General features: G+C 56.6%; 22 protein-coding genes. 9 read left to right on the top strand and 13 right to left on the bottom strand.

All coding sequences use genetic code 11. The annotated features are described in order from the left end of the window. Positions 1–111: 111 nt before the first annotated feature. Positions 112–1,146: an L-rhamnose/proton symporter RhaT gene (gene rhaT, locus HFD95_RS00850; protein ID WP_033787799.1), complete on the bottom strand. Its 1,035-nt coding sequence runs from the start codon at positions 1,144–1,146 to the stop codon at positions 112–114. Positions 1,147–1,505: 359 nt separating this feature from the next. Between rhaT and HFD95_RS00845 the strand changes: the two genes are divergently transcribed. Continuing rightward, the gene (locus HFD95_RS00845) at positions 1,506–1,829 is read left to right on the top strand and encodes a hypothetical protein (protein WP_010244743.1); all 324 of its coding nucleotides are present in this window, start codon (positions 1,506–1,508) and stop codon (positions 1,827–1,829) included. A 43-nt stretch (positions 1,830–1,872) separates the two neighbouring features. Continuing rightward, positions 1,873–1,971 (top strand): YoaK family small membrane protein, encoded by a 99-nt coding sequence (locus HFD95_RS00840; protein WP_008925225.1) that lies wholly within the window; start codon positions 1,873–1,875, stop codon positions 1,969–1,971. Positions 1,972–1,974: 3 nt separating this feature from the next. Here HFD95_RS00840 and HFD95_RS00835 read toward each other — a convergent pair whose 3' ends face one another. Then, complete coding sequence (locus HFD95_RS00835) at positions 1,975–2,241, bottom strand: DksA/TraR family C4-type zinc finger protein (protein WP_010244737.1); 267 nt, start codon at positions 2,239–2,241, stop codon at positions 1,975–1,977. A gap of 196 nt (positions 2,242–2,437) precedes the next feature. Here HFD95_RS00835 and aldA point away from each other — a divergent pair, with 196 nt between their 5' ends. Continuing rightward, complete coding sequence (gene aldA / locus HFD95_RS00830; RefSeq protein ID WP_167429711.1) at positions 2,438–3,874, top strand: aldehyde dehydrogenase; 1,437 nt, start codon at positions 2,438–2,440, stop codon at positions 3,872–3,874. A gap of 75 nt (positions 3,875–3,949) precedes the next feature. On the opposite strand, the gene HFD95_RS00825 is transcribed toward aldA, so the two are convergent. Further along, positions 3,950–5,218 carry an MFS transporter gene (locus tag HFD95_RS00825; protein ID WP_010244731.1) on the bottom strand — a complete coding sequence of 423 codons (1,269 nt, stop codon included), beginning with the start codon at positions 5,216–5,218 and terminating at the stop codon, positions 3,950–3,952. Next, positions 5,215–6,636 carry a M20 family metallopeptidase gene (locus HFD95_RS00820; protein ID WP_129062942.1) on the bottom strand — a complete coding sequence of 474 codons (1,422 nt, stop codon included), beginning with the start codon at positions 6,634–6,636 and terminating at the stop codon, positions 5,215–5,217. The genes HFD95_RS00825 and HFD95_RS00820 overlap by 4 nt, the downstream gene beginning before the upstream one ends. 140 nt (positions 6,637–6,776) lie before the next feature. Here HFD95_RS00820 and HFD95_RS00815 point away from each other — a divergent pair, with 140 nt between their 5' ends. Next, positions 6,777–7,691: a LysR family transcriptional regulator gene (locus HFD95_RS00815; RefSeq protein ID WP_010244726.1), complete on the top strand. Its 915-nt coding sequence runs from the start codon at positions 6,777–6,779 to the stop codon at positions 7,689–7,691. Positions 7,692–8,132: 441 nt separating this feature from the next. Here HFD95_RS00815 and HFD95_RS00810 read toward each other — a convergent pair whose 3' ends face one another. Then, positions 8,133–9,728 (bottom strand): ABC transporter substrate-binding protein, encoded by a 1,596-nt coding sequence (locus HFD95_RS00810; protein ID WP_083067978.1) that lies wholly within the window; start codon positions 9,726–9,728, stop codon positions 8,133–8,135. A gap of 127 nt (positions 9,729–9,855) precedes the next feature. On the opposite strand from HFD95_RS00810, the gene pepT reads away from it, so the two are divergent. Continuing rightward, positions 9,856–11,082, top strand: coding sequence for a peptidase T (gene pepT, locus HFD95_RS00805; protein WP_167429710.1), 1,227 nt, complete (start codon positions 9,856–9,858; stop codon positions 11,080–11,082). A gap of 36 nt (positions 11,083–11,118) precedes the next feature. Here the strand turns inward: pepT and HFD95_RS00800 are convergent, their stop codons facing one another. Both HFD95_RS00800 and HFD95_RS00795 read right to left on the bottom strand, forming a co-directional pair. Continuing rightward, the gene (locus tag HFD95_RS00800) at positions 11,119–11,895 is read right to left on the bottom strand and encodes a transporter substrate-binding domain-containing protein (protein WP_010670199.1); all 777 of its coding nucleotides are present in this window, start codon (positions 11,893–11,895) and stop codon (positions 11,119–11,121) included. Positions 11,896–11,960: 65 nt separating this feature from the next. Further along, complete coding sequence (locus HFD95_RS00795) at positions 11,961–13,127, bottom strand: methionine aminotransferase (protein WP_167429709.1); 1,167 nt, start codon at positions 13,125–13,127, stop codon at positions 11,961–11,963. Positions 13,128–13,252: 125 nt separating this feature from the next. Here HFD95_RS00795 and HFD95_RS00790 point away from each other — a divergent pair, with 125 nt between their 5' ends. After that, positions 13,253–14,134 carry a LysR family transcriptional regulator gene (locus tag HFD95_RS00790; RefSeq protein WP_167429708.1) on the top strand — a complete coding sequence of 294 codons (882 nt, stop codon included), beginning with the start codon at positions 13,253–13,255 and terminating at the stop codon, positions 14,132–14,134. On the opposite strand, the gene HFD95_RS00785 is transcribed toward HFD95_RS00790, so the two are convergent. From HFD95_RS00785 to HFD95_RS00770, 4 genes are all read right to left on the bottom strand, one after another. Then, complete coding sequence (locus tag HFD95_RS00785; protein ID WP_064691337.1) at positions 14,092–15,756, bottom strand: methyl-accepting chemotaxis protein; 1,665 nt, start codon at positions 15,754–15,756, stop codon at positions 14,092–14,094. The two genes, HFD95_RS00790 and HFD95_RS00785, sit on opposite strands and share 43 nt — an antisense overlap. A gap of 217 nt (positions 15,757–15,973) precedes the next feature. After that, positions 15,974–17,494, bottom strand: coding sequence for a carboxylesterase/lipase family protein (locus tag HFD95_RS00780; RefSeq protein WP_167429707.1), 1,521 nt, complete (start codon positions 17,492–17,494; stop codon positions 15,974–15,976). A 431-nt stretch (positions 17,495–17,925) separates the two neighbouring features. After that, positions 17,926–19,269: a VOC family protein gene (locus tag HFD95_RS00775; RefSeq protein ID WP_167429706.1), complete on the bottom strand. Its 1,344-nt coding sequence runs from the start codon at positions 19,267–19,269 to the stop codon at positions 17,926–17,928. A 67-nt stretch (positions 19,270–19,336) separates the two neighbouring features. After that, positions 19,337–20,671, bottom strand: coding sequence for an aromatic acid/H+ symport family MFS transporter (locus HFD95_RS00770; protein ID WP_010244695.1), 1,335 nt, complete (start codon positions 20,669–20,671; stop codon positions 19,337–19,339). 322 nt (positions 20,672–20,993) lie between these two features. Between HFD95_RS00770 and HFD95_RS00765 the strand changes: the two genes are divergently transcribed. Next, positions 20,994–21,914, top strand: coding sequence for a LysR substrate-binding domain-containing protein (locus HFD95_RS00765; RefSeq protein ID WP_010670205.1), 921 nt, complete (start codon positions 20,994–20,996; stop codon positions 21,912–21,914). Here HFD95_RS00765 and smrA read toward each other — a convergent pair. Continuing rightward, positions 21,911–22,477: a DNA endonuclease SmrA gene (gene smrA / locus HFD95_RS00760; protein ID WP_062757701.1), complete on the bottom strand. Its 567-nt coding sequence runs from the start codon at positions 22,475–22,477 to the stop codon at positions 21,911–21,913. The genes HFD95_RS00765 and smrA overlap by 4 nt on opposite strands. 317 nt (positions 22,478–22,794) lie before the next feature. Between smrA and HFD95_RS00755 the strand changes: the two genes are divergently transcribed. Then, positions 22,795–23,547, top strand: coding sequence for an FNR family transcription factor (locus HFD95_RS00755; protein WP_010244686.1), 753 nt, complete (start codon positions 22,795–22,797; stop codon positions 23,545–23,547). Positions 23,548–23,664: 117 nt separating this feature from the next. Continuing rightward, positions 23,665–24,621 carry a universal stress protein UspE gene (gene uspE, locus HFD95_RS00750; protein ID WP_010244683.1) on the top strand — a complete coding sequence of 319 codons (957 nt, stop codon included), beginning with the start codon at positions 23,665–23,667 and terminating at the stop codon, positions 24,619–24,621. A 46-nt stretch (positions 24,622–24,667) separates the two neighbouring features. Here the strand turns inward: uspE and pntB are convergent, their stop codons facing one another. Continuing rightward, on the bottom strand, positions 24,668–26,056 hold the full coding sequence (pntB, locus tag HFD95_RS00745) for a Re/Si-specific NAD(P)(+) transhydrogenase subunit beta (protein WP_010670206.1): 1,389 nt from the start codon (positions 26,054–26,056) through the stop codon (positions 24,668–24,670). Positions 26,057–26,058: the final 2 nt, after the last annotated feature.

Here is a 26,058-nt window from a genome sequence, read left to right as displayed (position 1 = left end):
GAAACAGTGCCTGCGAATTAAAATAATGTGTTGTTGAAAGTAAAACCCCGACGGAGTGAGCCATCAGTCTGGCAGGCCCCGCCTGCATAAAAACAGAGTCACTATTCGCGATCAGGCCGCCATGCCAAGTCCCACAATATTGGCGGCAATGATAATCACCACACAGCCGATTGATAACACGCTGACCGGGCGGCGTCCCGCAGACTTCCACTCCTTCATCAGCAGCCCCACAAGACCACCACACAGGACGTATAGACTCATGTGCAGCATCCAGCTGACATAGTCATACTGCGCCGGGATTCTGGCATGGCCCCAGGCATAGAAGAAGAACTGCAGATACCACATGGTGCCGCCGAGCACCGCAAACGCGGTATTAGCAATCAGCAGCGACTTCCCGACCGAGAAGTCTTTACGCACCGACAGCTCTGGCCGGGTGGCCAGCCGCCAGAAACAGAAGGCCAGATTAACCAGAGCGCCGCCGCCCATAATGATTACGTAGCTGGGCAGAGCTACATACAGCGGATCGATGCCCAGATTAGCGGCGGCCTGATGCATGGGTTTAGCCGCATCCATGGCAAAGGACATACCCGCCGAGAAGATGCCGCACATCACCGCCAGCACCAGTCCTTTTCTGAGATTAAACTCTTCTGCGTTAATCCCCAGCGCCCGCTCCTTTAACAGCCCGGCACGCGACACAATCCCGACGCCAATCAGTGCCACCAGTACGCCCAGCAGGGTTAACCGGCCACCCGCCGACGCGAAGAGCTCACCAAAGCGCCCCTGCAGAAGCGGTGTCATCAGCGTGCCGACCACCAGGGTAATGCCAATCGCGATACCGATTCCCATCGACATGCCGAGATAACGCATGGTCAGGCCGTAGTTGATATTGCCTATGCCCCACATCGCGCCAAACAGAAATACCGGCGTCAGTTGCGAAAGCGAGAAGCTGCTGTAATAGGCCATAAAATCTGGCAGTAAAATGGCACTTACCGCCCACGGCAGGATCAGCCACGACATCAGGCCACCGATCGACCACATGGTTTCCCATGACCATCTTTTCACCTGTTTAAAAGGCGCGTAGAAACACGCGGCGCTGGCAGCTCCGACAAAATGCCAGAAGATACCCGCAATAATGGCACTGTTCATTGTTATTCCCCGGTTAGGTTGAGGCCTGTCGGAAACCTGTCTGCTTCCGCTCAGCAGGCAGTCTACGTTCAGCAGGAATTCCTCAGCCTTTGGATAAATGCCGGAAGCCACAGTGAAGTGGCAATATTTACCCGTTGTGCCCATCAGGGATCACAATTTCACCGTTGTCAGAAAACCGGACGATTAGTTAAGTAAGTAACTTATTATTCAATGTTTTTTTCATTTTTGCTGTGTGGCGCAGCACAATTCTGATCTGACTGCCATTCACAAGGGAAGGTTGGCAAATGTGCAAAGAAGCCTTTCATTAACGCGGGCAAGGTCGTATAAACTGGGGAAAATTGATCGGATCAGGGAATGGGATGACGACAAAGTGGTTAACGCTGTTTCTTTCGCAGTCAGTCAGCCAGGTCATGCTGGATGATCTGCGCGCGATATTACCTGCAGATGCGATAAAGGTGTTTGTGAATGGCCTGGATGAAACCCACTATGCCACCCTTGAGTGTGTGCAGGCGGATCAGCATTGCGCCCTGATCGCCTCAGCGATAGTGGTCTGGCGTCAGCTCGGACATGTTCACCATATTCTCTATAAAAAAGGTGAGGTGTTGCGGGAGGAAAATGATGCAACGCAGTTCCAGCTGTTCACTCTGCTGAAAACCCACCGCGCCGTATTGCAGATCTCATGATAAGATCGCAGCCCCTGAAATCGCTGTTTGCAGCAGGTAAATTATGAGAATTGGAATTCTGTTTCCGATCGCCATCATTGTGGCGGGCGTGGGCTTTCTGGCGTGGTTTATTGGCAGTGGCCTGGCGATGCCAGGCTCCTGAGGATCAGCGCAACTGACTGTCTTTACTGCCCCGACGGTTATATAAACTGCTGGTCTGCTGTTGCTTGTCGATTTTTTCCTGACACGCCACACAATAGTGCACGCCTTTAAGCGCCTGACGACGCGCTTCGGGGATCGGCTCGCCGCAGAGCTCGCATTCGGTGGCGCTTTCGCCCTGTCCGATCGACTGTCTTACCCGCTCAATGCCGTCATTGACGGTGCTATCGATCTGTTCCTGTACTGCGCCTTCTGACGCCCATCCATTTGCCATGATTTAACCCCTTTAATACCACTTCACTCCTTTAAATCTACAACATATTGACGTTTTTGCCGCAGAACTCACCGATATCTGTGATTGGCTGCCAGCCGCTCCCGGCAGCTGGCAATCAGCTAAAGGTAGCCCAGAGCAATCTGTTTCACCCTGCTATCACATTACTGCAACGTATCGATAGCGGAGAGCTAAGCGAATGACAACACATCATCAACATTTCATTAATGGCGAATTTGTAGCCCATCAGGGTGACCGTTGGATTGAGGTGATCAATCCGTCCACGGAGGCGTTGCTGTCCCGTATTCCCCAGGGCAGTCGTCAGGATGCCAGCCTTGCCATCAGCGCCGCAGAAGTGGCTCAGCCTGGATGGGAAGCGCTGCCTGCAGTAGAGCGCGGCGTCTGGCTGCACAAAATTGCCACCGCCATCCGCCAGCGTGAGCCTGAACTGACGTCAACCATTGTGGCTGAGGGTGGAAAAACCCAGGGGCTGGCGAAGACCGAAGTGATGTTCACCGCCGACTACCTCGACTACATGGCAGAGTGGGCGCGCCGCTATGAAGGTGAGATCATCAACAGTGACCGCCCCAACGAAAATATCTTCCTGTTCAAAAAAGCGATCGGCGTCACTACCGGAATACTGCCGTGGAATTTCCCCTTCTTCCTCATTGCCCGCAAAGCGGCACCGGCCCTGATCACCGGAAACACCATCGTGATCAAACCCAGTGAGCTGACACCGAATAATGCGGCACTTTTTGCCGACATCATACAAAAGCTGGGTCTGCCTGCTGGCGTCATTAACTTTGTTTATGGTCTGGGACCGGAAGTGGGACAGGAGCTGGCGGCAAATCCTAAGGTCGGTCTGGTGAGTCTGACCGGAAGCGTAGGTGCGGGCATTGCCACCATGGAAGCCGCGGCTAAAAATGTCACCAAAGTGTCGCTGGAACTGGGTGGCAAAGCCCCCGCCATCGTGATGGATGATGCCGACCTCGAGCTGGCTGTGCGGGCGGTCGTCAGCTCGCGGATCATTAACAGCGGCCAGGTCTGCAATTGCGTAGAGCGGCTCTATGTGCAGGAAGGCATTTACGATCGATTTATCAGCGCACTGACCGCCGCGTTTCAGCAGGTGACATTTGGCGACCCGGCCGAACGCAGCGATATCGATATGGGTCCGCTGATTAATGCCGCAGCACGGGATCGGGTGGAGCAGAAGGTGGCAGAGGCCGTCGCCGCAGGGGCGAAAGTGGTTCTGGGCGGCAAGCGCGCCGGAGACAGAGGCTTCTTTTTCCAACCCACCTTGCTGACTGAGGTGCGCCAGGAGATGGCGATTATGCAGGAGGAGATTTTTGGCCCGGTTCTGCCGGTGATGAGTTTTAAAACGCTTGACGAGGCGATTACGCTGGCCAACGACTGCGAGTATGGGCTGACCTCCTCGATTTATACGCAGAATCTGAATACCACCATGACCGCGCTGCGAAAGCTGAAGTTCGGCGAAACCTATGTTAACCGTGAAAACTTCGAAGCGATGCAGGGATTTCATGCCGGGTGGCGTAAATCGGGTGTCGGCGGTGCCGATGGAAAACATGGTCTGGAGGAGTATCTGCAGACCCATGTTGCCTATTTACAGTTCAGTTAATCACTGGCTCGATCTTACCTCCTCCCGTACCTGACGTTGTCAGTACCAGAGTGGGCCAGTAATTGGCCCACTCTTTTATGCCACCCGCTTACTGCAGCGCAGCAGCGCGATGCCACTCAGCACCGCCACAGCCATCAGGTAGTATCCAGGCGCCAGACTGCTGCCGGTGGCGGCTATCAGCATGCTGCAAATCAGCGGTGCAAACCCGCCAAATACCGTCACGGCCACGTTGTAGCTGATCGCCATGCCGCTGGCGCGCGTGGTCGCCGGGAAGAGATCGGCCATCACCGACGGCACCGTGGAGAAATAGACCGACTTGAGTAGCGCCATCCACGCCACCAGCAGGATCAGCGTGGTGGGCGTAGTGTGATCGACCATCCATTTGAAGGCGGGATAGATGGTGACCATCAACAGCAGCAGCGATCCCCACATCAGCGGCAATCGGCCAATCCGCTCCGCCCACAATCCCATTATGGGCGTCACCACCGTCAGGATAATCCCTGCGACCAGCGTGGCGGTGAAGGCCACTGACCCCGGCAGATGCAGCGTTTTGGTGGCGTAGGTCGGAATGTAATTGAGCATGTAGTTGACCGCAGTCGAGATCACCATCACCCCAATCGCCAGGGTGATCAGCGCTTTCTGCCGCCCGAACAGTGTTTTCAGCGGTGCGGCTTCCTTCTCCTGCGTCGCAAAGCTGGCGGGCTCCTGCACGTGACGGCGAATGTAGATCCCCAGCGGTCCAATCAGTAAGCCGAAGGCAAACGGGATACGCCAGCCCCACGCCTGAATCTCGCTTTCGCTCAGCCAGTGTGTCAGCCCCAGGCCGAACGCCGATGCCATCAGAGTACTGGCGCCCTGTGTGGCGAACTGCCAGCTGGCGATAAAGGCTTTGCGCTCGGGAAAGTGCTCTACCAGGAAAGCGGTGGAACTGCCAAACTCGCCCCCGGCAGAGAAGCCCTGAATCAGGCGCGCCAGGATAATCAGCAGCGGCGCCGCCAGACCAATAGTGGCGTAACCCGGCATAAAGGTAATGATCGCCCCGCCCAGCATCATCAGATTGATTGAGAGCAGCAGCGCTTTTTTACGGCCATGACGGTCGGCATAGTTGCCCAGCACGATGGCACCCAGCGGACGGATCAGGAATGAGATGCCGAAGCTGCCGAAGGTCAGCAGTAGCGACACCGACGGATCGCTGACCGGAAAGAAGACGTGCGCGATGTAGCTGGCGAAGAAGCCATACACCGCGATGTCGAACCACTCCAGCGCGTTACCAATGCAGGTAGCGAACAGCGTTTTGTGCAGGCTCGGTTTCACCTGCGGAGTACTCTGTGCGATACTGCTCATTGTTCACCTCTCCGCCACTGATGGTGGCGCGACATCAGTTGTTCGCCCTCTTCACCCAGTTGCCAGAAAAGGCGGGTCATGATCGCCAGCCCTTCACGTGCAACAGAGGTGAGCATGTGTTCGTTAACGCCGTGCTGGCCGCAGGCCGGATAGGAATGGGGCACCCACAGCGTCGGGAGGCCGAGGATATCGGCAAATACCTCATTGGGCAGTGAACCGCCGAGATTGGGCAACAGCGCCGGTTTTTTACCGCTGCTGCGGGCCAGCGTGTCCAGCGCCCAGGCCACCAGCGGATCCTGCGGATCGAGTCGCGTTGCAGGTGAACCGCGCATAAACTCTACGCTGACGTTATCGAAGCCGTGCTGATGCAGGTGACTTTCGACATGCCGGACCAGATTTTCCCAGTCGGTGCCGACCACAAATCGCAGCTGACACACCGCCGTGGCGCTGCCGGGAATGGCGTTCATCGGGCGCGCCGGGTTACCGGTTTCAAACGCCAGCACCTCCAGCGTGTTCCAGCCATAAAGACGCTCCGCAGGCGTCAGGCCCGGTTCTCCCCAGCCGTCGGCCAGCGCCGGATCGCCCGGCATGCCGCCCACCTCGATATCACTGAGGATGGCGCGCACCGCATCGGTAAGGGAGTCCGGTTTCAGTGCGGCGACCTGCAAAACACCCTGTGCATTCACCAGGCAGGCGAGCGCATTGGCCAACTGGGTGCCGGGATTGCTCAGCAATCCGCCCCAGTTGCCGGAGTGATAGGCGTTGTCGCGCGCCCTGATAGTCAGACGAAAGTTCGCCGCGCCACGCGAACCCAGGAACAGTGTCGGCCGCACCGCGTTCAGTCGCGGGCCATCAGAGGCGATAAAGAGGTCGGCCTGTAACAGCGCCCGCTGCTGCTGGCAAATCTCCGCCAGCCCTGGCGAGCTGATCTCTTCACCCATTTCAAACAGGATTTTGCAGTTGAAGCCCAGTGCGCCACCGCGTGCCTGCCACACCTGCTCCAGCGCCGCGAGATTGATGCAGTGCTGGCCTTTATTGTCCGCACTGCCGCGTCCGTATAGGCGGTCATCTTCAGCCGTGAGTCGCCACGGTGATAAACCGTCGCGCCAGTTCTCATCGTCGCCGAACACCACATCGCCGTGGCCATAGCAGAGCAGCGTCGGTCTGGAGGGATCTTCAATGAGCGTGGCAATCAGAAACGGCGGGCTGCCGGGCTGCGGATTCTCAAACGGGTGCAGCGTAAAGCCCATCGCCGCCAGCTGCGGGCCAATCTCCTGCTGCAGATAGCTCTCCAGCTCCACCTGCCTGCTGGCGTGCTGGCTTTCGGTCACGCAGGAAATTCGTCGTGCCAGCAGCTGCTGAAACTCGCCACTGTCGAAATAGTGCATCGCCTGGTCAACGGTCTGTTGCTCTGTCATGTTTGCCCTGTCTGTTCTTTTTATCGTGCTTTATCTTTGACAAACTTCTCTCTTTGCCACAATTATTAATTTATCGAGTGAGCCTTGCTTTTAAAGCAAGCCACGCCTGCCCTTTTATGATGCGTTTCGTCGGAGTCACCATGTTAAGCAGTGAGATCCGCTATTTCCTGGCGGTCGTACAGTGCGGATCGCTCAGCGCCGCCAGCGAGCAGCTCTTTGTGGCGGTGTCGGCGATTAGTCGCCAGATTCAGCGTCTGGAGACGCAAGTGGGTGTACCGCTGTTTGAGCGGCATGCACGCGGCATGGTATTGAACGAAGCGGGTGAAATATTCGCGCATCATGTGCGCAAGAGTCAGCTCGATATGGAATATGCGCTGGCGGAGATTAAGGGGCTGAAAGCAATACGGCGCAGCCTGATCCGCATCGCCTGCACCGACGGAATGGCGTTTAGTCTGCTGCCGGGATTGCTGGCGGAGTTCCGTCAGGCCAACCCCGGCGTGCTGTTTGCGCTTAACGTGACGCACTCGCAGGGCGTGGCGGCATGCGTCAGGGCTGGGGAATGCGATGTTGCGCTGCAGTTCAGTCTGCAACCGGAGCGCAGCGTTGAGGTGCTCGGCTCGTGGCCGGCGCCGGTGTTACTGGCGATGCATCAGTCACATCCGCTGGCGTCGCGTCAGGTGACGCTGGCCGATCTGCATGGCTGGCCGCTGGCGTTGCCAGGTCAGCATACTACCGTGCGGCAGTTGTTTGACCTCTCCTGTCAGATGAACGACTGCGTGGTCGAGCCGGTGCTGACCTGCGACTATTTCGCTACGCTCTACCACTTTTTGCTGCATACCCCGCAGGCAGTAACCATTTGCAGTGCGTTTACCCTGCTGTTTGAGCGCGACACGCAAAATCTGGTGTTGCGTTCGATGGGAGTGGATCAGCTGAGTCAGCGAACGTTGCAGCTTCAGACGGTGTCCGGCCGCCAGCGGAATGCGGCGCTGACGCTGTTTCTGCAGTTTTTGCAGCAGCGGCTGACGGAAATGGATCAGCAGGTGAGGATGGGATGAGGGATACAGGGTTGTGGTTTAACCAGCTCGGTACCAGATTGCCATGTGATTCAGGTTGCTAAGGGAATATGGGTTAACGTCCTGGCTGCTTCCGTGAGAGGGTGCTGGCTAAGGAACACGGGTTACGTCTGCACCGATTCGCTGTGAGAGGGTGCAGGCGAAGGAAACACGACCCGATCGGAAAGTCGCAAAAGCCGGCCTCCATGGCATGCCCGGCCCACGCGATTACGCACCTCATCCCTGAGGTGCGCCCGTAGCCGGGCCAACGCGTTGCGTTGTTCAAAAACGCTCCCGGCGTTTTTGTCCATGGCGCGGGACGCTTTCCTCTTCGGGGCATGTTCCCTTCGCATTGAACTTATTTATTGCTGTCAGTTCTTTTTAAGCTGAGCCAGACAGCAGAGGCCCACATGTGTATGCGCCCCTGCTGATAGCTGTTACCGTTTACTGCTTAATATCAACCTGATAGAAAATATGTTTGCCGAACGGATCGACCTGATAGCCGCTGACCGATTTGCGCACCGGCTCAAAGATGGTGGAGTGCGCAATCATCACCGCAGGCATCTGGTCATGCATCATCTGCTGTGCCTGCAGATAGAGCGCGGTGCGTTTGCCCTGATCCGGCTCGGCGCGGGCTTCGGTGATTAACTTCTCGAACGGCTGATAGCACCATTTTGAGGAGTTGGAACCGCCCTGTGCAGAGGTACAGCTGTAAAGCGGGCCAAAGAAGTTGTCCGGATCGCCGGTGGCGGTGGTCCAGCCCATCAGCGCCGCCTGATGCTCACCGCTGCGCACGCGTTTCAGGTATTCGCCCCACTCATAGCTGACGATATTGGCTTTGATGCCCACTTTAGCCCAGTCCGACTGAATCATCTCCGCCATGCGGCGCGCATTCGGATTGTAAGGCCGCTGAACCGGCATCGCCCAGAGCGCAATTTCGGTACCCGGTTTCACACCCGCCTGTTGCAGCAGGGCTTTGGCCTTCTCTGGATCGTAGTCGTAATCTTTCAGATCTTTGTCGGCGCTCCAGACGCCCGGTGGCAGGATATTTTTCGCAACCGTGCCGGTGCCTTTAAAAATCGCATCGATGATCGCCGGTTTGTTGATCGCCATCGCCAGCGCCTGGCGCACTTTGACGTTATCGGTTGGCGCTTTGGTGGTGTTAAACGCCAGGAAGCCGGTATTCAGACCCGCCTTCTGTTCCAGGGTGATATCCGGGTTAGCGCGCATCTTTTCAAGATCGGCGGGATTAGGGAATGGCATTACCTGACACTCATTCTTCTCCAGCTTGGCATAACGCACGGAGGCATCCGGCGTGATGCTGAACACCAGCCGATCGAGCTTCGCCTTGCCCTGCCAGTAGTCCGGGAACGCTTTGTAGAGAATGCGGGAATCTTTCTGATACTGCACCAGCTCAAACGGTCCGGTGCCGATCGGGTTCATATCGACCTTCTCCGGCGTCCCCGCTTTCAGCATCGCGTCTGCATATTCCGCCGAGTGGATCGAGGCGAAATACCAGGCGAGATCGGCAAGGAACGGCGCTTCCGGATGGGACAGCGTAAAACGTACGGTGTGGTCATCGACCCGGTCGATACTTTTAATCAACGTGGAGAGCTCCAGGCTTTCGAAGTTGGAATAGGTGCCGCCAGAGACATTGTGGTAGGGATTTTTCGGGTCCATCTGACGCATAAACGAGAAGATCACATCGTCGGCGTTGAAGTCGCGGCTGGGTTTGAAGGCTTTATTGCTCTGAAACTTCACGTTCTTGCGCAGATGGAAGGTGTAAACCGTGCCATCCGGGCTGATTTCCCAGCGTTCCGCCAGGCTGGGCACCAGATTGGTCGTGCCGGGCGTAAAGTCCACCAGCCGGTTAAAGACCGGCACCGCACTGGCGTCAACACTGGTCCCCGAGGTATAGAGCTGCGGGTTAAAATTCTCTGGCGATCCCTCAGAACAGAAGACCAGCGTTTTGGCGTTAACGCTGCCAGCCAGCGCTATCCCAGCCGTAACAAGCGCTAAGGTGGCTATCTTGATTTTCATTATTATCCTCGCTTTGTATTGACTTCCGGTGATCACAATATCTAAATGAATCATTCAGATGCTTCATTGATAGCACGATTCGGCACCATAACGAACCCCGCCGGTGGCTGACTAATAAGGAATAGTGATGACAGACAAACTTGAGTCGCAGCTCACAGACCGTTTTTTCCGTTACCTCGCCATCAGCAGTCAGAGCGATGCCAAATCCACCACCCTGCCCAGCACGCCGAGCCAGCACGCCATGGCGGAACTGCTGGCGGATGAGCTGCGCGCGTCAGGGCTGGATGAGGTAGTGATTGATGAGCATGCTACGGTGACGGCGGTGAAACGCGGCAACCGGCCTGACGCGCCGCGCATCGGGTTTATTACGCATATCGATACCGTTGATGTCGGTTTGTCGCCCGATATCCACCCGCAGATCCTCACCTGGCAGGGCGAAGATCTCTGTCTGAATGCAGAGCAGGATATCTGGCTGCGCCGCGATGAACATCCGGAGATCGCGCCCTACGTCGGTCAGCGGGTGATCTTCAGCGACGGCACCAGCGTGCTGGGCGCGGACAACAAAGCGGCGGTCACCGTGGTGATGACGCTGATGCAGAACCTTAACGGCGACCACGGCGACATCGTGGTGGCCTTTGTGCCGGACGAAGAGATTGGGCTGCGCGGCGCGAAAGCGCTGGATCTGGAAACGCGCTTTAATGTTGATTTCGCCTGGACCATCGACTGCTGCGAACTGGGCGAAGTGGTCTATGAAAACTTCAATGCTGCCGCTGCAGAAATTGTGTTTACCGGTGTACCGGCCCATCCGATGTCGGGCAAAGGGGTGCTGGTCAATCCGCTGCTGATGGCCCATGACTATATCAGCCTGTTTGATCGGCTGCAGACCCCGGAGCACACTGAAGGCCGTGAAGGCTATATCTGGTTCAATGAGATTCAGGCCAACGCCAGCAAGGCGACGCTGAAGGCCTCAATCCGTGATTTTGATCTGACCAGCTTTGCGGCACGTAAGCAGCAGTTGCAGCAGGCAGCAGAGGATCTGGCGGCGCGTTACCCCACCGGCAAGGTGAGCGTGGGTATCAGCGATACTTATAGCAATATCAGCAATGCCCTGGGTGAAGATCGTCGGGCGATTGACCTGATCTTCAGTGCCTTTGCCGCGCTGGAGATTGAGCCGAAGGTGATTCCGATGCGTGGCGGTACAGACGGTGCCGCGCTGTCAGCCAAAGGTCTGCTGACGCCGAACTTCTTTACCGGCGCGCACAACTTCCATTCACGCTTCGAATTTCTGCCGGTAACGTCGTTTGTGAAGTCCTATCAGGTGGCGGAAAAACTCTGTTATCTGGCGGCGGAATAAGCGGAGGAATCGGGCGCAGAACGCGCCCGATTGCGATTATGGCTTCGCGCTGACATCAATGCCTGGGAAATATTTTTCAGCCAGCTTTTTGATGGTGCCATCGCCCTGCACTTTAGCAATCGCCGCATCCAGTGACTGCTTCAGCTGCGCGTCATCTTTGCGCAGGCCGTAGCCGATGCCTGAACCAAGAATCGCGTCATCTTCGACTGGCTTGCCAACAAAACCAAAGCCTTTGCCCTGCGGTTTATCGAGGAAGCCAGACTGACCGGCAGCAGACATCACCAGTGTGCCATCCAGGCGGCCCGCGACCATGTCGTTGTAAACCTGGTTTTGATCCTGATACGAGGTCACGGTCACACCCTGCGGCTCCCAGTGCTTCTTCGCATAGGTTTCCTGGATGGATCCCTGTAATACACCGATGTTCTTGCCCTTCAGACCTTCGGCAGTCGGTGCCAGATTTTCACCGGTCTTCGCCACTAACATGGTCGGAATACGGTAGATCGGCTGCGTAAACGCAATGCTTCTGGCGCGCGCTTCGGTGATGTTCATCGCCGAGTTAATGGCGTCGAACTTTTTCGCCTGCAGTGCCGGGATCAGCGCATCAAAGCTGCTCTCAACCCAGTGGCAGCTGAAGTTGCCCGCCTTACAGATGGCATTGCCCAGCTCGATATCAAAGCCTTCCAGTTCCCCTTTAGCATTGCGGCTTTCAAAAGGCGGATATTGTGACTCCACGCCGTAGCGTAAATCCTGTGCCAGTGCCTGTACCGATGTCATCATGCCCAGAGCGAGAAAAAGCGCGTTCAGTTTCTTCATTATGTTATTTACCCCGAAAAGTCCTGGTTACCTGTTCCCCGAGCTGCCTCACGCGGTGGCGTGAATCAGTGAGAAAAAGCACATAGCGCAGCCGCGCCAGCCTCAAGTGTCGCCTCGTCTTTAGCAAAAGAGAGCCGAATCAGTTTGTTATCTGTGCCATCCATATAAAACGCCGACAGCGGTATGGTCGCCACACCGTGATCGACGATAAGACGTTTTACCATTTCACTGTCCGGTTCGTCACTGAAATGTCCATAGCTGGCGAGCATAAAGAACGAACCAGCACTCGGCAGCAGCCGGAACGGGGAGTTCTGCATCAGGGCGATCAGCCGGTCGCGCTTCTGCTGATAGAAGGCGCTGAGCGACAGATAGTTCTCTGGCGTCTCCAGATAGTGTGCGAAACCGACCTGCATCGGCGTATCGGCGGCGTACATCATAAACTGATGCACTTTCACCAGCTCAGTCATCAGCTCTGCCGGTGCCAGACAGTAGCCTACCCGCCAGCCGGTGACGTGGAAGGTTTTGCCAAACGAAGAGACAATGACGCTGCGGGCTGCCAGTTCCGGATGCGTCGCCATCCCACAATGCGGGCGGCCATCAAACAGAATATGCTCGTAAACCTCATCGGAGAGCACCACGATATCGGTGTTGCGGATTAAGGCTGCCAGCTGATTCAGGTCGTCGGGGGTCAGCACCTGCGCGCTGGGGTTATGCGGCGTATTAATAATGATCATCCGGGTGCGCGGCGTGATTGCTGCCCGCAACTGATCCCAGTCGATAGCAAATGACGGCACCTGCAACTTCAGGCCAATCGGTTTACCGCCCTGCAACCGCACCACCGGCGCGTAGCTGTCAAACGCCGGTTCAAAGAAGATCACCTCATCGCCCTGATGAACCAGCGCGGTAATCGCCATATAGAGCCCCTGGCTGGCGCTGCCGGTGATCAGCACTTCACTGGCGGCATCATATTGTTGTCCATAGAGCGCCTGCACTTTGCTGGCAAGCGCGTCGCGTAAGGCGGGCAAGCCCATCATGGCGGCATACTGATTATGTCCTTCCTGCATCGCGCGGCTGACTGAGTCGACCAGCGCCGGATCACAGGGGAAATTGGGCGCGCCCTGCGACAGGTTAATCGCCTGATGCTGCGCCGAAAGCTGGCCAATCACGCTGAAAATAGTGGTGCCGACGTCCGGCAATTTTGAGTGGATAGCGACAGGCGTTTTCAGGGACATACTCTCTCCGTCAGGGGCTTAACCGCTCAGATGCGGTAAATAGCTATTCAACGGGCTGCGACTTGAGTCGGCAAGCGAAATGTCGTCATAATAGCCATGACAAAAATGCATAGCTGAGGTTCACCGTGTCACGCTTATCGCTGCCGCTTAATGCCATTCACGCCTTTCTGGTGACCGCCCGACATCTCAATCTGACCCACGCTGCCCGCGAACTTTGCCTGACGCAGGGCGCCGTCAGTCGTAAGATTGCCGCCCTGGAGCAGTGGCTGGGCGTGACGCTGTTTGACCGCCACGCGCGCGGTCTGCGCCTGACCCCTCAGGGCGCGGCGCTGCTGCCCGACTTACAGCAGGGTTTTGAGCTGATGGTTCAGGCCAGCGAGAAGGTCCGCCGTAGTCAGGTCAGCATTCGCCTGAAAGCGCCAACCTGTGCGATGCGCTGGCTGGTGCCCCGGCTGATGGCGCTGGAGCATCATCGTCCTGAACTGCATGTGGCCCTGACCACCACGCTGGATCATGCCGCGCAGCTGGAGAACTTCGATGTGGCGATTGTCTATGGTAAGCCGCACCCTGACGGAATTTGCCTGTTCAGTGAGTCGCTGACGCCAGTGATGGCAGCCGATCAACCCCGCCCGGACTCCCCGGCGGCACTGGCCACAATGACCTTTTTGCATCCGACGGCAGATACGCGTGACTGGCAGTGCTGGCTGCATGCGCAGCAGGTGACGCTGAACATGAAGCGGAACCAGCATTTTGCCACCATGGACTTAGCGATCAGTGCAGCGATTCAGGGGTTTGGTGTGGCGATGGCCGACAGCAATCTGGTGGAGAGTGATATAGCCAGCGGCAGGCTGATTAAGCCGTTCGCTGGCGAGGTAGAAACCGGTGCCGTTTACAGTTTACTGCAACGGCCCGCGCAGGATGCGCCACCGTTCCTGGCGGAGCTGGTGGCGTGGCTGTGCAGGGATCAGAAAGTGACCCAGTCGCCGTTATCCGCCGGTTTAGCCTGAGGCGCATTCAGCACGGTTGCTTTCGGCGCGGCAGGTTTATTCGTGATGACCGGTGCGGTCTGGCGGTTGCTGGAGAGACGGAACTTCGACACAGAGGCCTGCAGCGCTTCTGTCTGCAATGCCAGTGCGCTCGCCGCGGCAGAAACCTCTTCAACCAGTGAGGCGTTCTGCTGGGTCACGCTATCCATTTCGGTTACTGCAGCACCCACCTGAGAGATGCCTTTGCTCTGCTCTTCCGAGGCGGAGGCAATCTGTTTCATGATCGCATCAACATCCTGCACCGATTTCAGAATATTGTTCATGGTGCCGCCGGTGGTGCTGACCAGCTCGGCGCCTTTACCTACACGCTGAACCGAATCTTCAATCAGCGTCGCAATCTCTTTCGCGGCATTGGCGCTGCGCTGTGCAAGGTTACGCACTTCAGAGGCAACGACCGCAAAACCCCGACCCTGTTCGCCGGCACGTGCCGCTTCGACGGCGGCGTTCAGCGCCAGAATATTGGTCTGGAAAGCGATACCGTTGATCACGTTAGTGATTTCAGCGATTTTCTTCGAGCTGCCTGAGATGCCATCCATAGTGCTGACGACTTCACTGACCAGCTGACCGCCACGTTGTGCCGTAGTGGTGGCAGTTTCTGCCAGCAGGCTGGCCTGGCGGGCATTATCGGCGTTGAATTTTACCGTGGCCGTCAACTGCTCCATGCTGGCCGCAGTCTGTTCGAGCGCAGCGGCCTGCTCTTCGGTACGTGAAGAGAGGTCGTTGTTACCGGCAGAAATCTCTGCGGCACCGCGCGAGATGTTTTCGGTGCCGCTGCGAATGGCGCTGACCGCTTCACGCAGGCTATCCTGCATGGCGCTCAGCAGCGGCACCAGTTTACCGACGCAGTTGCGTCCGAAATCGGATACCGGCTGACTCAGGTCGCCCGTGGCAATGACCGCGAAGTGGGTACGAATACTTTCCAGCGGACGGACCAGCATCGCCACCAGATAGCGGTCGGTAAACAGCAGAATAAACAGGCCGATAATTACCGTGATGGTAATAATCGTTTTGGTCATCGCGGTGAGGTGATCCACTTCAACCCGGGTTGCATCCAGCTTTTCAGCTGCGCCCTGGCTGAATTTCTCTGCGCTGATGCCAAAGGCACGACTGAGTGGCGGCGTGACGTTATTTGCCTGCTGACGATAAGCATCAGGCGAGGCCTGGCGGGCCAGCTGCAATTGTGGCGTAACGCCCGCATCCAGCAGCTTTTGCCAGCTCTGAATCACCCCATCCACGACATCCGGGTTCATCGGGCCGGGTGCCAGTTGTTTAAAGCGCGCCAGTTGCTGGGTCATGCTGTCCAGCGCCTGCTGCACCGGAGCATAAGCCTCATCGTTCAGGGTCTGACCTGCGGCTTTGCCTTCCATCACGCGGGATAAGCGCGTGATGACACGAAAATATTGATCGTTGCCTTTGCTCAGCACCGTCATTTGCTCAACCAGATGACGGTCCACATCATTCCCTTCGCTGAGCGCGCCAAGAGAGTGAATGCTATATAGCCCGACGCCGCTCCACAGTAAACAAAACAGTCCCAGAATAGAGAGCATCACTGCGCGAATGGTAAAATTTTTGAGCATTCCCATACCAAAATCCTATACACGTTGACCCGCAAGCGTCGGGCATAGGAGGTTTATCGGCATGCAATTGTGAAGATGTAACTGTTTTGTTACCTAATATTTTACAGCGTCCCTAAGGCAAATTTCACTTTATAGCCCTTTTATTCAGCACGTTAACCTTTAAAAAGCAGATTAATTCCATTCGCGCAATTTGATGGTTAGCAGGCTAACCATGAGCCGCCGCTTAAAGCCTGACCATACGAGTCATTAATAGCCGGAAAAGCCGCATACGGGCGCGCATAAAGTTTCGCTTCAGAACCAGCCCGCTCTTCCGATCATCACCAAGTGACATTGTCACGTCAGAGCCCGGGTGCCAGGCTGGCCACACGATCTCCCCCTCCAGCTGATGCTTATATTCCGTAGCATCACGGGCAAAGGTAAACCAGTATTCGCTGACCCGTGCCGCAAACGCCCGATCGGCCTCACTGAAGGGTCGTTCTTCGTTGGGATCCGGCATCTGACTCAGCGTGTTCAGCACATAAGGCACTTCGTTGCCGTGCCAGGTGCCGTGCGGATAGAGGTCACGGGCATGTTCAGAGACATAATCAAACCAGTAGCGCCAGCCTGGCATTCCGGCATTGTGCTGCGCCCGCATCACCAGCCACGGCACCAGGCTGAAGGCCATATCCCGCGCCACGGCACGTCCCAGCCGCTGATCGTCATGAATGTCATACATCCATTTCAGCGTCCGGTAAGTGAGACGATTTTTATCGCGTAACTGATGCAGCACCGCGGTGGCATCCACGCCAAAATATTCCAGCACGCTGGCTTCATCGCTGTTGCTGCCCGCCATCAGCGGCAGACGGTGCTGTTTTGCAGCCATAAAGGTTTTCAGCATCGGTTCAGGCAGGACAGCATCACCCGCAATCGGCACCGGCGGGATCGCCAGCGGCCCTTCCAGCGACCAGAAGGCATCGGCAGGCAGTGCGCGCAGGTCATCAGCGCTGGCATCGGGCGGCAGACCGAAATGGCGGGCCACCGCCATACCCTGCTGACGCGCTTTTTTCAGCGGCGTGTCAGGCAGGCTGTAGGCGCTCTGCACGATCCCTTTATGAAACAGCCCTTCGGCCAGCGGCGAACAGCAAAGTGACAGTACGCTGCGTGCGCCTGAGGATTCACCGAAAAGTGTCACATTGCGGCGGTCGCCGCCAAAGGCAGGAATGTTGCGCTGCACCCACTGCAGTGCGGCAATCTGATCCAGCAGGCCAAAATTGTTGACCGTGCTGGCAACAGGGTATTCAGCATCCAGGGCCGGATGAGAGAAGAAACCGAGATGGCCTAGCCGGTAGTTGAGCGTCACCACCACCGCGCCGCGTGAAGCCATCGGCTTGCCGTTGTAAGGTGCCAGCCCGCCAGCACCAATGGTGTAGCCACCACCATGCAGCCATACCATTACCGGCAGGGATTTCACGGGCGCGACATCGGGCGTCCAGACATTAAGGTAGAGGCAATCTTCGCTGAACTCACCCGGATCGCCACCGCCCACGGCCTGGCAGTAAGTGCGATTTTGCCAGCCGGAAGCCCCAAACGCGGTGGCGTCGCGCACCTGCTGCCAGGGCGTAACCGGCTGTGGAGGACGCCAGCGCAGTGCGCCAAGCGGTGCCGCCGCATAAGGTATGCCTTTGAATACGAAAAGGTCATCGTCCATGCATCCACGCAACTCCCCCTCAGCAGTCATGATCCTCAGACCTGTTTCGTTTTTCATTCCTGTTTCCCTGTTCAAACGTCCCTCCATTATTTGCAGGCCCGCCAGCATTGTCCAGGTACGGAAGGGATTTGCAGAATATGCCGAAGCGTGAGGGGCAGGCGTGAACATGCTCATCAACAGGTTCAGAGAGTCAGTTACGGTTATGATTCAACGTTGTTTATCTTTTCGCGATTGGTCAATGACGCTGCCAGCGCCGGAGTGGCGCGTCGTTGCTCTGTTATCACGTGCGGTTGTGCTGCTGTTAATCAGTCAGTCTGCTAATAGATTAAGATACTCACGCGGGTAAACCTGCGCTGAGCGGTAAAGCGTTGTTTTTCCCCAGTCCTGTCAGCATATTACCCGCGTTGCTCTACTTCAGGTCCACTGGCCTTAGCTGGGCGGGTGCGGAGAAAGCGTTGCGGGCAACGCGCCTGTTGCCCGCAGAGGCGTCAGTCTGGCCGTAAGCCGCACTGCACCAGCGAGCGCTGCTGCCGCTCTTCGTATAGCGCCATCTCATCCAGCACGACAGCGCCCAGCGCGGCTTCAAATGCCTGGCGGCTCGCCTGTCCCGCCGAACGAACCTGCGCCCGATCGCCGAGGTTGGACTGGAAGATGCCCGCCGCGCTGACGGGCAGAAAATCTTCGTAGATGATGGGGTCTGCCAGCACACGACCTTCTTCGATGAGGGTCTCCAGCGATTCTCCCTGAGCCGGCGGCGTCGCGATGCCCTTTTCACTCAGGCGATAATGGAACCAGGCCAGCTCCTGCTGGCGCAGCGTGGTTTCGTCGTCGGGGAAGTCACGGAAAATCGCCGCCAGATGTTGCTGATGCTGCTGATTATCCTGACCGCTTCCCGCCTCGCTGAGCAGCCGATCATAGAGCGCACGGCCCTGAGGCGTTAGCGCCACGCCGCGCTGCTCAATTTCACCGAAGCGTGCAGTATGGGTTCCCTGATGCCCATCCTGAAAGATGATCGGCTCTTCCAGCGCTTTGAAGCTGGTCTGACGTAACAGGATCGGCACCTGACGACGCGGTGGTCCCTCGATTAGGGTTTTCGGATCGATACCGCGCGACGGCATCAGTTGCTGTACGCGGTCAATATCGAGCGTGCGCGGCGTGAGATGGTTGATGTGGCAGCCGGGAAAGCAGACCACGTCAGCGATCAGCCGATGCTGCTGGTTCAGCGCCTGATAGGTCTGACTGTCCACGCTGCTGTGGGCATGCCAGCGGAAGGTTTCCAGTGCTTCGGTAACAAACTCAGTGGCCTGCTCGTCGGTTAATCCGCCCTGCTGCTGCTGCAGTTCCAAAAGCGCCCGGCAACGGGGGGTGAAAATGTCGCGCGCGGCAAGAATCTCCGCCACCTTTTCACGCAGCGCGTGGTCGTCGATCAGTTCAGGGCGTAACAGCGAGGTAAAGACCCGAAAGGGATTGCGGCGCAACGCCGCATCGGTGACCGGCCGGAACGCCGTGGAGTGAACCGGCACACCAGCCTGAGAGAGATCGTAATAGCCAACCGGGTGCATTCCCATCACCGCAAACAGCTGCCGCAGTGTGGCTAATTCGTCTGCCGTGCCCACACGGATCGCACCGTGACGTTCCAGGTTGAGTCGGTCGATCTCATCGGCTGCGGTGAGACGATCTTTCAGCGCGATATCCGCTTCCAGCGCGCGGTCGTTGACGGTCGCCACCAGTTGCATCAGCGTGCCATATTGCGGCACTTCCTGCTGATACATAGCTGACATCGCCTGAGAGAAACGGGTGCGGATGAGATCCGCACTGAGAAAGTTGTCCATCTTATCCACCTGACACCGTTAGCGTTGCTGCTAATGTAATGCAACACGCTGGCCTCAGCGGAAAAAATCACGAATCTGTGATCGGCTTAAAGCCGTAGCGGTTTTTTAACAGCAGCATCAGGGTAGTGATCACAGCCGGTATTGCCAGCAGCAGAAAGATTACGCTGAAAGACCATCCAAGGGACATCATCTCTGCGCCAACGAAGGCGCTTAAAATCGCGCCGATGCGGCCCACTCCATGCATCCAGCTGGAACCGGTAGCGCGGGCGTGGGTAGGATAATAGCTGGCGGATAAGGCATTCATACCAGTATTGGCCCCGTTGAAACAGAAGCCACTGCAAAAGGCGATCGCACTCATCATACCCACTTCCGCGGGTGAAAAGCCCAGTGCCACAATAAACAGCCCGCCGCAGCCGTAGATCGCCGCCAGGGCCAGGTTAGCGTTGAAGCGATCCATCATCCAGCCCGCAAACAGGGAGCCCAGCGTCCCGCCCGCCTGATACATCGCGGTGATAATCGCCGCTTCGGTCACTGACATGCCCAGGGTGTTGACCAGCGACGGCAGCCAGCTGCCAATCAGGTAAACCATGAACAGCCCCATAAAGTAGCCGCCCCACAGCATAGTGCTGCCAAACAGATAGCGGCGTGAAAGTACGGTGCCTATCGCGCCGCTCACCGGCACGGTGGCCTCAGGCGCGTGAAACGCACAGTCGGGCGCGGTTTTGCCCGGCATCATCCGGTCGAGGATGGCGTGAATGCGGGCAGCCGGTGCGCCACGGCTGATAAGAAATCGCACCGACTCCGGCAGGCCGCGGATCAGTAATGGCAACACCAGCAGCGGCAGAATGCCGCCCAGCAGCAGCACGGAGTGCCAGTCATAGCGCGGTAGCAGCCAGGAGGCAGCAAATCCCCCGCTGGCGGCACCAAAGGTAAAGCCGCAGAACACCACCGTGATGATAAAAGCCCGCCGCCGCTCAGGTGCATATTCCGCCACCAGAGTGCCGACGTTGGGCATCGCCGCACCCAGTCCCAGCCCGGTCAGGAAACGGAACAGCATCATCTGCTCAATGTTTTGTGACAGCGCCGTTGCCAGCGTCCAGAGACCGAAAAAGAAGACGCTGAGGATAATCATCATGCGACGGCCATAGCGGTCAGCCAGCGGCCCTGCCACCATGGCACCCAGCGCCAGCCCGATTAACGCTGCGCTGATGACGACCCCGAGCTGATGATTACTCACCCCCCACGCGGCTTTCAGTGTCGGCGCAATAAATCCCATGATCGCAATGTCCATGCCATCGAGTGCCACCACGATAAAACAGAGCGCAATGAGCCGCTTTTGCCAGTGGCTCAGCCCCTGCTGGTTGATAAGCTGGCGGACATCTACCGCCTCGACGCTGGTCAATGAACACTCCTCTGGAGTAACGAAATCTGACATCAGTTTAAGTAAAAAAAACGGCGCTAATGATAGCCGATCGTTAACCTTAAGCGGTCAGATTTTTATATGATATTGAGAATTATTCAACTTTAAGCCGTTAAGTTATTGATATACCCTAGTCAGAGGATGGCGTTTTTCAGAGGCATACCCGGCTGAGCGCTTTTTAATCAGAGAGTTAAAGGGTAACGCGGTCATTTCGAATCGTTTGTTAAAATAGATTTGCAGCAAAGTTAACAGAATTCATTTTAAACAGTTGCCTGAAGCCGGTCATTCTCATTAAGTTTAGGATATGGAAAAAAATATCCTTTTCAATCAGCGCATTCGCTTGCGCCATCTACATACCTTTGTTGCGGTTGCGCAGCAAGGCACACTGGGCCGGGCGGCAGAGACGCTTAGCCTCAGCCAGCCTGCCCTCTCCAAGACCCTGAATGAGCTGGAGGAGCTGACTGGCGTTCGTCTGTTTGAACGTGGCCGGCTGGGCGCGCAGCTGACCACCATGGGAGAGCAGTTTTTGACCCATGCGGTGCGGGTACTCGACGCGCTAAACCATGCCGGACAGAGTTTTAATGAGCAGCCGGGCGATGCGCCGGTGATTATCCGGCTGGGGGCATTGACCACTGCTGCGATGGGGATGCTGCCACGCATCCTGGATCGTTTTCATCAATTGCAGCCCAACACCACCATTCAGGTGGCGACACTTCACAATAATGTGCTGCTGGCGGGCTTGCGCGGCGGTGAGTTCGACATCGGCATTGGCCGGATGGCGGACAGCGCCATGATGACCGGGCTGACCTATGAATTGCTATTTCTGGAATCGCTCAAGCTGGTGGTCAGGCCGGAACACCCGCTTTTAAGTGACAACGTCACGCTTTCGCGTGCGATGCAGTGGCCGGTAGTGATATCGCCCGAGGGCACCGCTCCACGCCGGATTGCACAACAGATGCTGGATGAACAGGGCTGCACCCTTCCGCCTCACTGCATTGAGACCTCTTCGACTTCACTGGCACGCCAGCTGGCTCTTCGCTACGACTACATCTGGTTCGTCCCTTCCGGGGCGATTAAAGAGGATCTGAGCCACAACGCGGTTTGTGCGCTGCCGATCGCCTCTTCCGGGCCGGGCGAACCGGTGGGCATCATTACCCGCACCGGCGCAGAGCTGAGCCTGAGTGCTGAAGTGCTGATGTCCACCATCCGTAAGTTTCACAGTTAGCGGCTGCGTTTCGCATGCCGCTCGCGGTTTTCAAGCCGGGCTTTATCGGTTTTGCGCAATCCGACATAAAGCGCCCCGGCCCCGCCATGCCGGGTCTGGGCCACGCAAAAGGTCTGTACGTCATCAAACTGCTTTAGCCAGCGCGCCAGATAGCTGCGCACAATGTTGGCATGCGATTCATCATCACGACCTTTACCGTGGATGATCAGCAGATTGCGCAATCCCTGTTTGTGCGCCTGCATCATAAAGTTAAAGAGCGCCTGACGACAGGTTTCGACCGGTTGCCGCAACAGGTTGAGGCTGGCATCCAGCTGATACTCTCCTCTGCGCAGTTTATCCAGAATCCCCTGCTGAATGCCGTCGGCTTTATATTCCAGCGGGGTATTGAGTGAAACGATCTCCAGATCGCCCCGGGTCAGGAAATTCTCCAGCTCCGATTCACCTGGCGGTTTTCGTGGCGCCTTAGTTGAGGGTGCTTTAAGCCACAAGGTTGTGGTGGTGTCTTTTAACGGCGTGACATCGCCCATGGCATCCCGAAAGAGATCATTATCATCAAGGTTCATGGTTTTCTCACACCTGGTTAAAATTGATGGAATGTGCAAATCACGCTTTACCCGTTAGCGTAGCAAAAGCTGGAATCACCGGCCCACCCCACTTTTTCGAAAGTCACTACCAGTGCAGAAGCGTGTGACAGATCACATAAGCGGAAAGTTTTCTTGACAGTCGGCCCTGTCGGGATTCTGAGAAGCCCGTCACATCAGCGTTTGTCGTTGTGTGCTTAGTCCATAATATTTGTAAGTGTAAAACTGCTCGGATGAGTTCCCTTCAGCACAAAAAATGTTAAAATTGACCCCAGTCAATAATCGTCGAGCAAACCATTATGATCCCTGAAAAACGCAGCATTCGTCGTATTCAGTCGGGCGGTTGTGCCATTCACTGCCAGGATTGCAGCATCAGTCAGCTCTGCATCCCCTTTACGCTAAATGAACATGAGCTGGATCAGCTCGACAATATCATTGAGCGTAAAAAACCCATTCAGAAAGGGCAAACGCTTTTCAAAGCAGGCGATGAACTCAAGTCTCTGTATGCGATTCGCTCCGGCACTATTAAAAGCTACACCATCACTGAACAGGGTGATGAGCAGATCACCGGTTTCCATCTGGCGGGCGATTTAGTCGGCTTTGACGCGATTATGGGCTCCAGCCATCCCAGCTTTGCGCAGGCGCTGGAAACGGCAATGGTGTGTGAGATCCCTTTTGAAACGCTTGATGATTTGTCGGGCAAAATGCCGGCCCTGCGTCAGCAGATGATGCGTCTGATGAGCGGTGAAATCAAAGGCGATCAGGACATGATCCTGCTGCTGTCGAAGAAAAATGCTGAAGAGCGCCTGGCGGCGTTTATCTGGAACCTTTCCCGTCGTTTTGGCCAGCGCGGCTTTTCACAGCGCGAATTCCGCCTCACTATGACGCGTGGCGATATCGGTAATTACCTGGGCCTGACGGTTGAAACCATCAGCCGCCTGCTGGGGCGTTTTCAGAAGTCCGGTATGCTGGCGGTGAAAGGCAAATACATCACGATTGAAAACCACGCCCTGCTGGAAGAGCTCGCCGGTCAGAGCCACCAGGCCGCCTGATCCTCAGCCGGATCAATAAATCTTATTTTGTTGATCCGGCAGTAACTTTTTCACTTCTTCCGCTGTGCAACATAGGCTATCTTTATTCCAGTCGCTCTGGTTTAAGGAGAACGCCTCATGTCCCAGTACCAAAATGTTCTGGTCGCCATTGATGCCCAGCAAGACGATCAGCCCGCGCTGCGACGTGCGGTCTATCTGAATCAACGTCTTGGCGGAAGAATTAAAGCCTTCCTGCCTATCTATGACTTCTCATATGAGATGACCACCCTGCTTTCGCCGGATGAGCGCGCGTCGATGCGCCAGGGCGTGATCAGCCAGCGTACCGAATGGATCCGCGAGCAGGCCCGCGCTTACCTTGATGCCGGTGTCGAAATTGACATCAAAGTGATCTGGCACAACCGTCCCTACGAAGCCATTATTCAGGAAGTGCTCGCCCATCAGCATGACCTGGTGCTGAAGATGGCGCATCAGCACGATCGCCTTGAGTCAGTGATTTTCACTCCAACCGACTGGCACCTGCTGCGTAAATGCCCGTGTCCGGTGTGGATGGTTAAAGATCAGCCGTGGCCGGAAGGCGGTAAAGCGATTGTCGCGGTCAATCTTGCCAGCGAAGAGCCGCATCACGATGGCCTGAATCAGAAGCTGATTCGTGAAACGGTGATCCTGGCGGAAAAGGTGAATCAGACCGAAGTGCATCTGGTCGGTGCTTACCCGATTACCCCTATCAATATTGCTATCGAACTGCCCGATTTTGATCCCAGCGTCTACAACGACGCGATCCGTGGTCAGCATCTGGTGGCAATGAAAGCGCTACGGCAGAAGTTCTCGATTGGTGAAGAGTTCACCCATGTGGCTAAGGGCCTGCCGGAAGAGGTCATCCCCGATCTGGCGGCACATCTGGGAGCCGGTGTGGTGGTGCTGGGCACGATTGGACGCACCGGCCTGTCGGCGGCATTCCTCGGTAATACGGCGGAACAGGTGATTGATCATCTGCGTTGCGATCTGCTGGCGCTTAAGCCGGACGATTTCAAATCGCCGATTGACCTGGATGATGAAGAGGATGAGGAGGATTAATCCTCTTCAGAAACAGAGAGGGCGGCTGATTAGCCGCCCTTTTTTATTACAGCGCTTTAAGAATCGCTTCCACGCTGGCTTTGGCATCGCCAAACAGCATCTGGCTATTCTCTTTGAAGAACAGCGGATTCTGCACCCCGGCATAGCCAGTGTTCATTGAGCGTTTGAACACTATCACGTTGTGCGCCTTCCACACTTCCAGCACCGGCATGCCCGCAATCGGACTGCGGGGATCATCCTGTGCCGCCGGGTTGACCGTGTCGTTAGCGCCGATGACCAGCACCGTGTCGGTGTCACTGAAATCGTCGTTGATCTCATCCATCTCCAGCACCACGTCATAAGGCACTTTCGCCTCTGCCAGCAGCACGTTCATGTGACCCGGCAGACGCCCCGCCACCGGATGGATACCGAAGCGCACTTTGATGCCAAGCGCACGCAGTCGGGCAGTCATTTCCGCGACCGGATACTGCGCCTGCGCTACCGCCATGCCGTAGCCTGGTGTGATAATCACCGAGCTGGAAGCCTTGAGCATCTCAGCGGTCTCTTCAGCCGTAATCTCACGATGCTCGCCCGCTTCCTGACTTTCATCGCCACTGCTGGCTTCAGTACCAAAGCCGCCCGCGATCACGCTGATAAACGAACGGTTCATCGCTTTACACATAATGTAGGAGAGGATCGCACCGGATGACCCCACCAGCGCACCGGTCACAATCAGCAGATCGTTGCTCAACATGAAACCAGCAGCGGCGGCGGCCCAGCCTGAATAGGAGTTAAGCATCGAGACCACGACCGGCATATCCGCGCCGCCAATCGACGCGACGAGATGCCAGCCAAACGCCAGCGCAATGACCGTCATCAGCAAGAGTGCAAACACCTGCACAGCCGTGCTGCTGGTGTTAACAAACCACAGCAGCAGCAGGAACGAAACCACCAGCGCCAGCAGATTCAGCTTGTGACGATGCGGTAACGCTAACGGCCGTGAAGAGATTTTGCCGCACAGTTTGCCAAACGCCACCAGCGAGCCGGTGAAGGTGACGGCACCGATAAAGATACCGATAAACACTTCGCTGAGATGGATATTCTCCATCACCGCTGGCAGGCCAGGCGCATGGTCGATATAGCTGTTGATGCCCACCAGCACTGCGGCCAGGCCAACAAAGCTGTGCAGAATCGCCACCAGCTCTGGCATTTCCGTCATTTCGACTTTCTTCGCCAGACGAATGCCGATAGCGCCGCCGATGACCATCGCCAGCAGGATCCAGACCACATTACCGCTGTCCGGGCCAAATATGGTGGCAATCAGCGCAATCGCCATACCGCTGATACCGAAAATATTACCCCGCTTAGAGGTCTCATGACGCGAAAGACCAGCAAGGCTACAGATGAACAGAATCGCAGCCACAATATAGGCTGCAGTGACTAATCCGCCAGACATGT

The sequence above is a fragment of the Pantoea sp. EKM10T genome (assembly GCF_011800685.1).
GTDB classification, from domain to species: Bacteria; Pseudomonadota; Gammaproteobacteria; order Enterobacterales; family Enterobacteriaceae; genus Pantoea; species Pantoea agglomerans.
The sequence above is the reverse complement of the archived record's forward strand: the minus strand, read 5'-3'. Positions and strand labels throughout refer to the sequence as shown.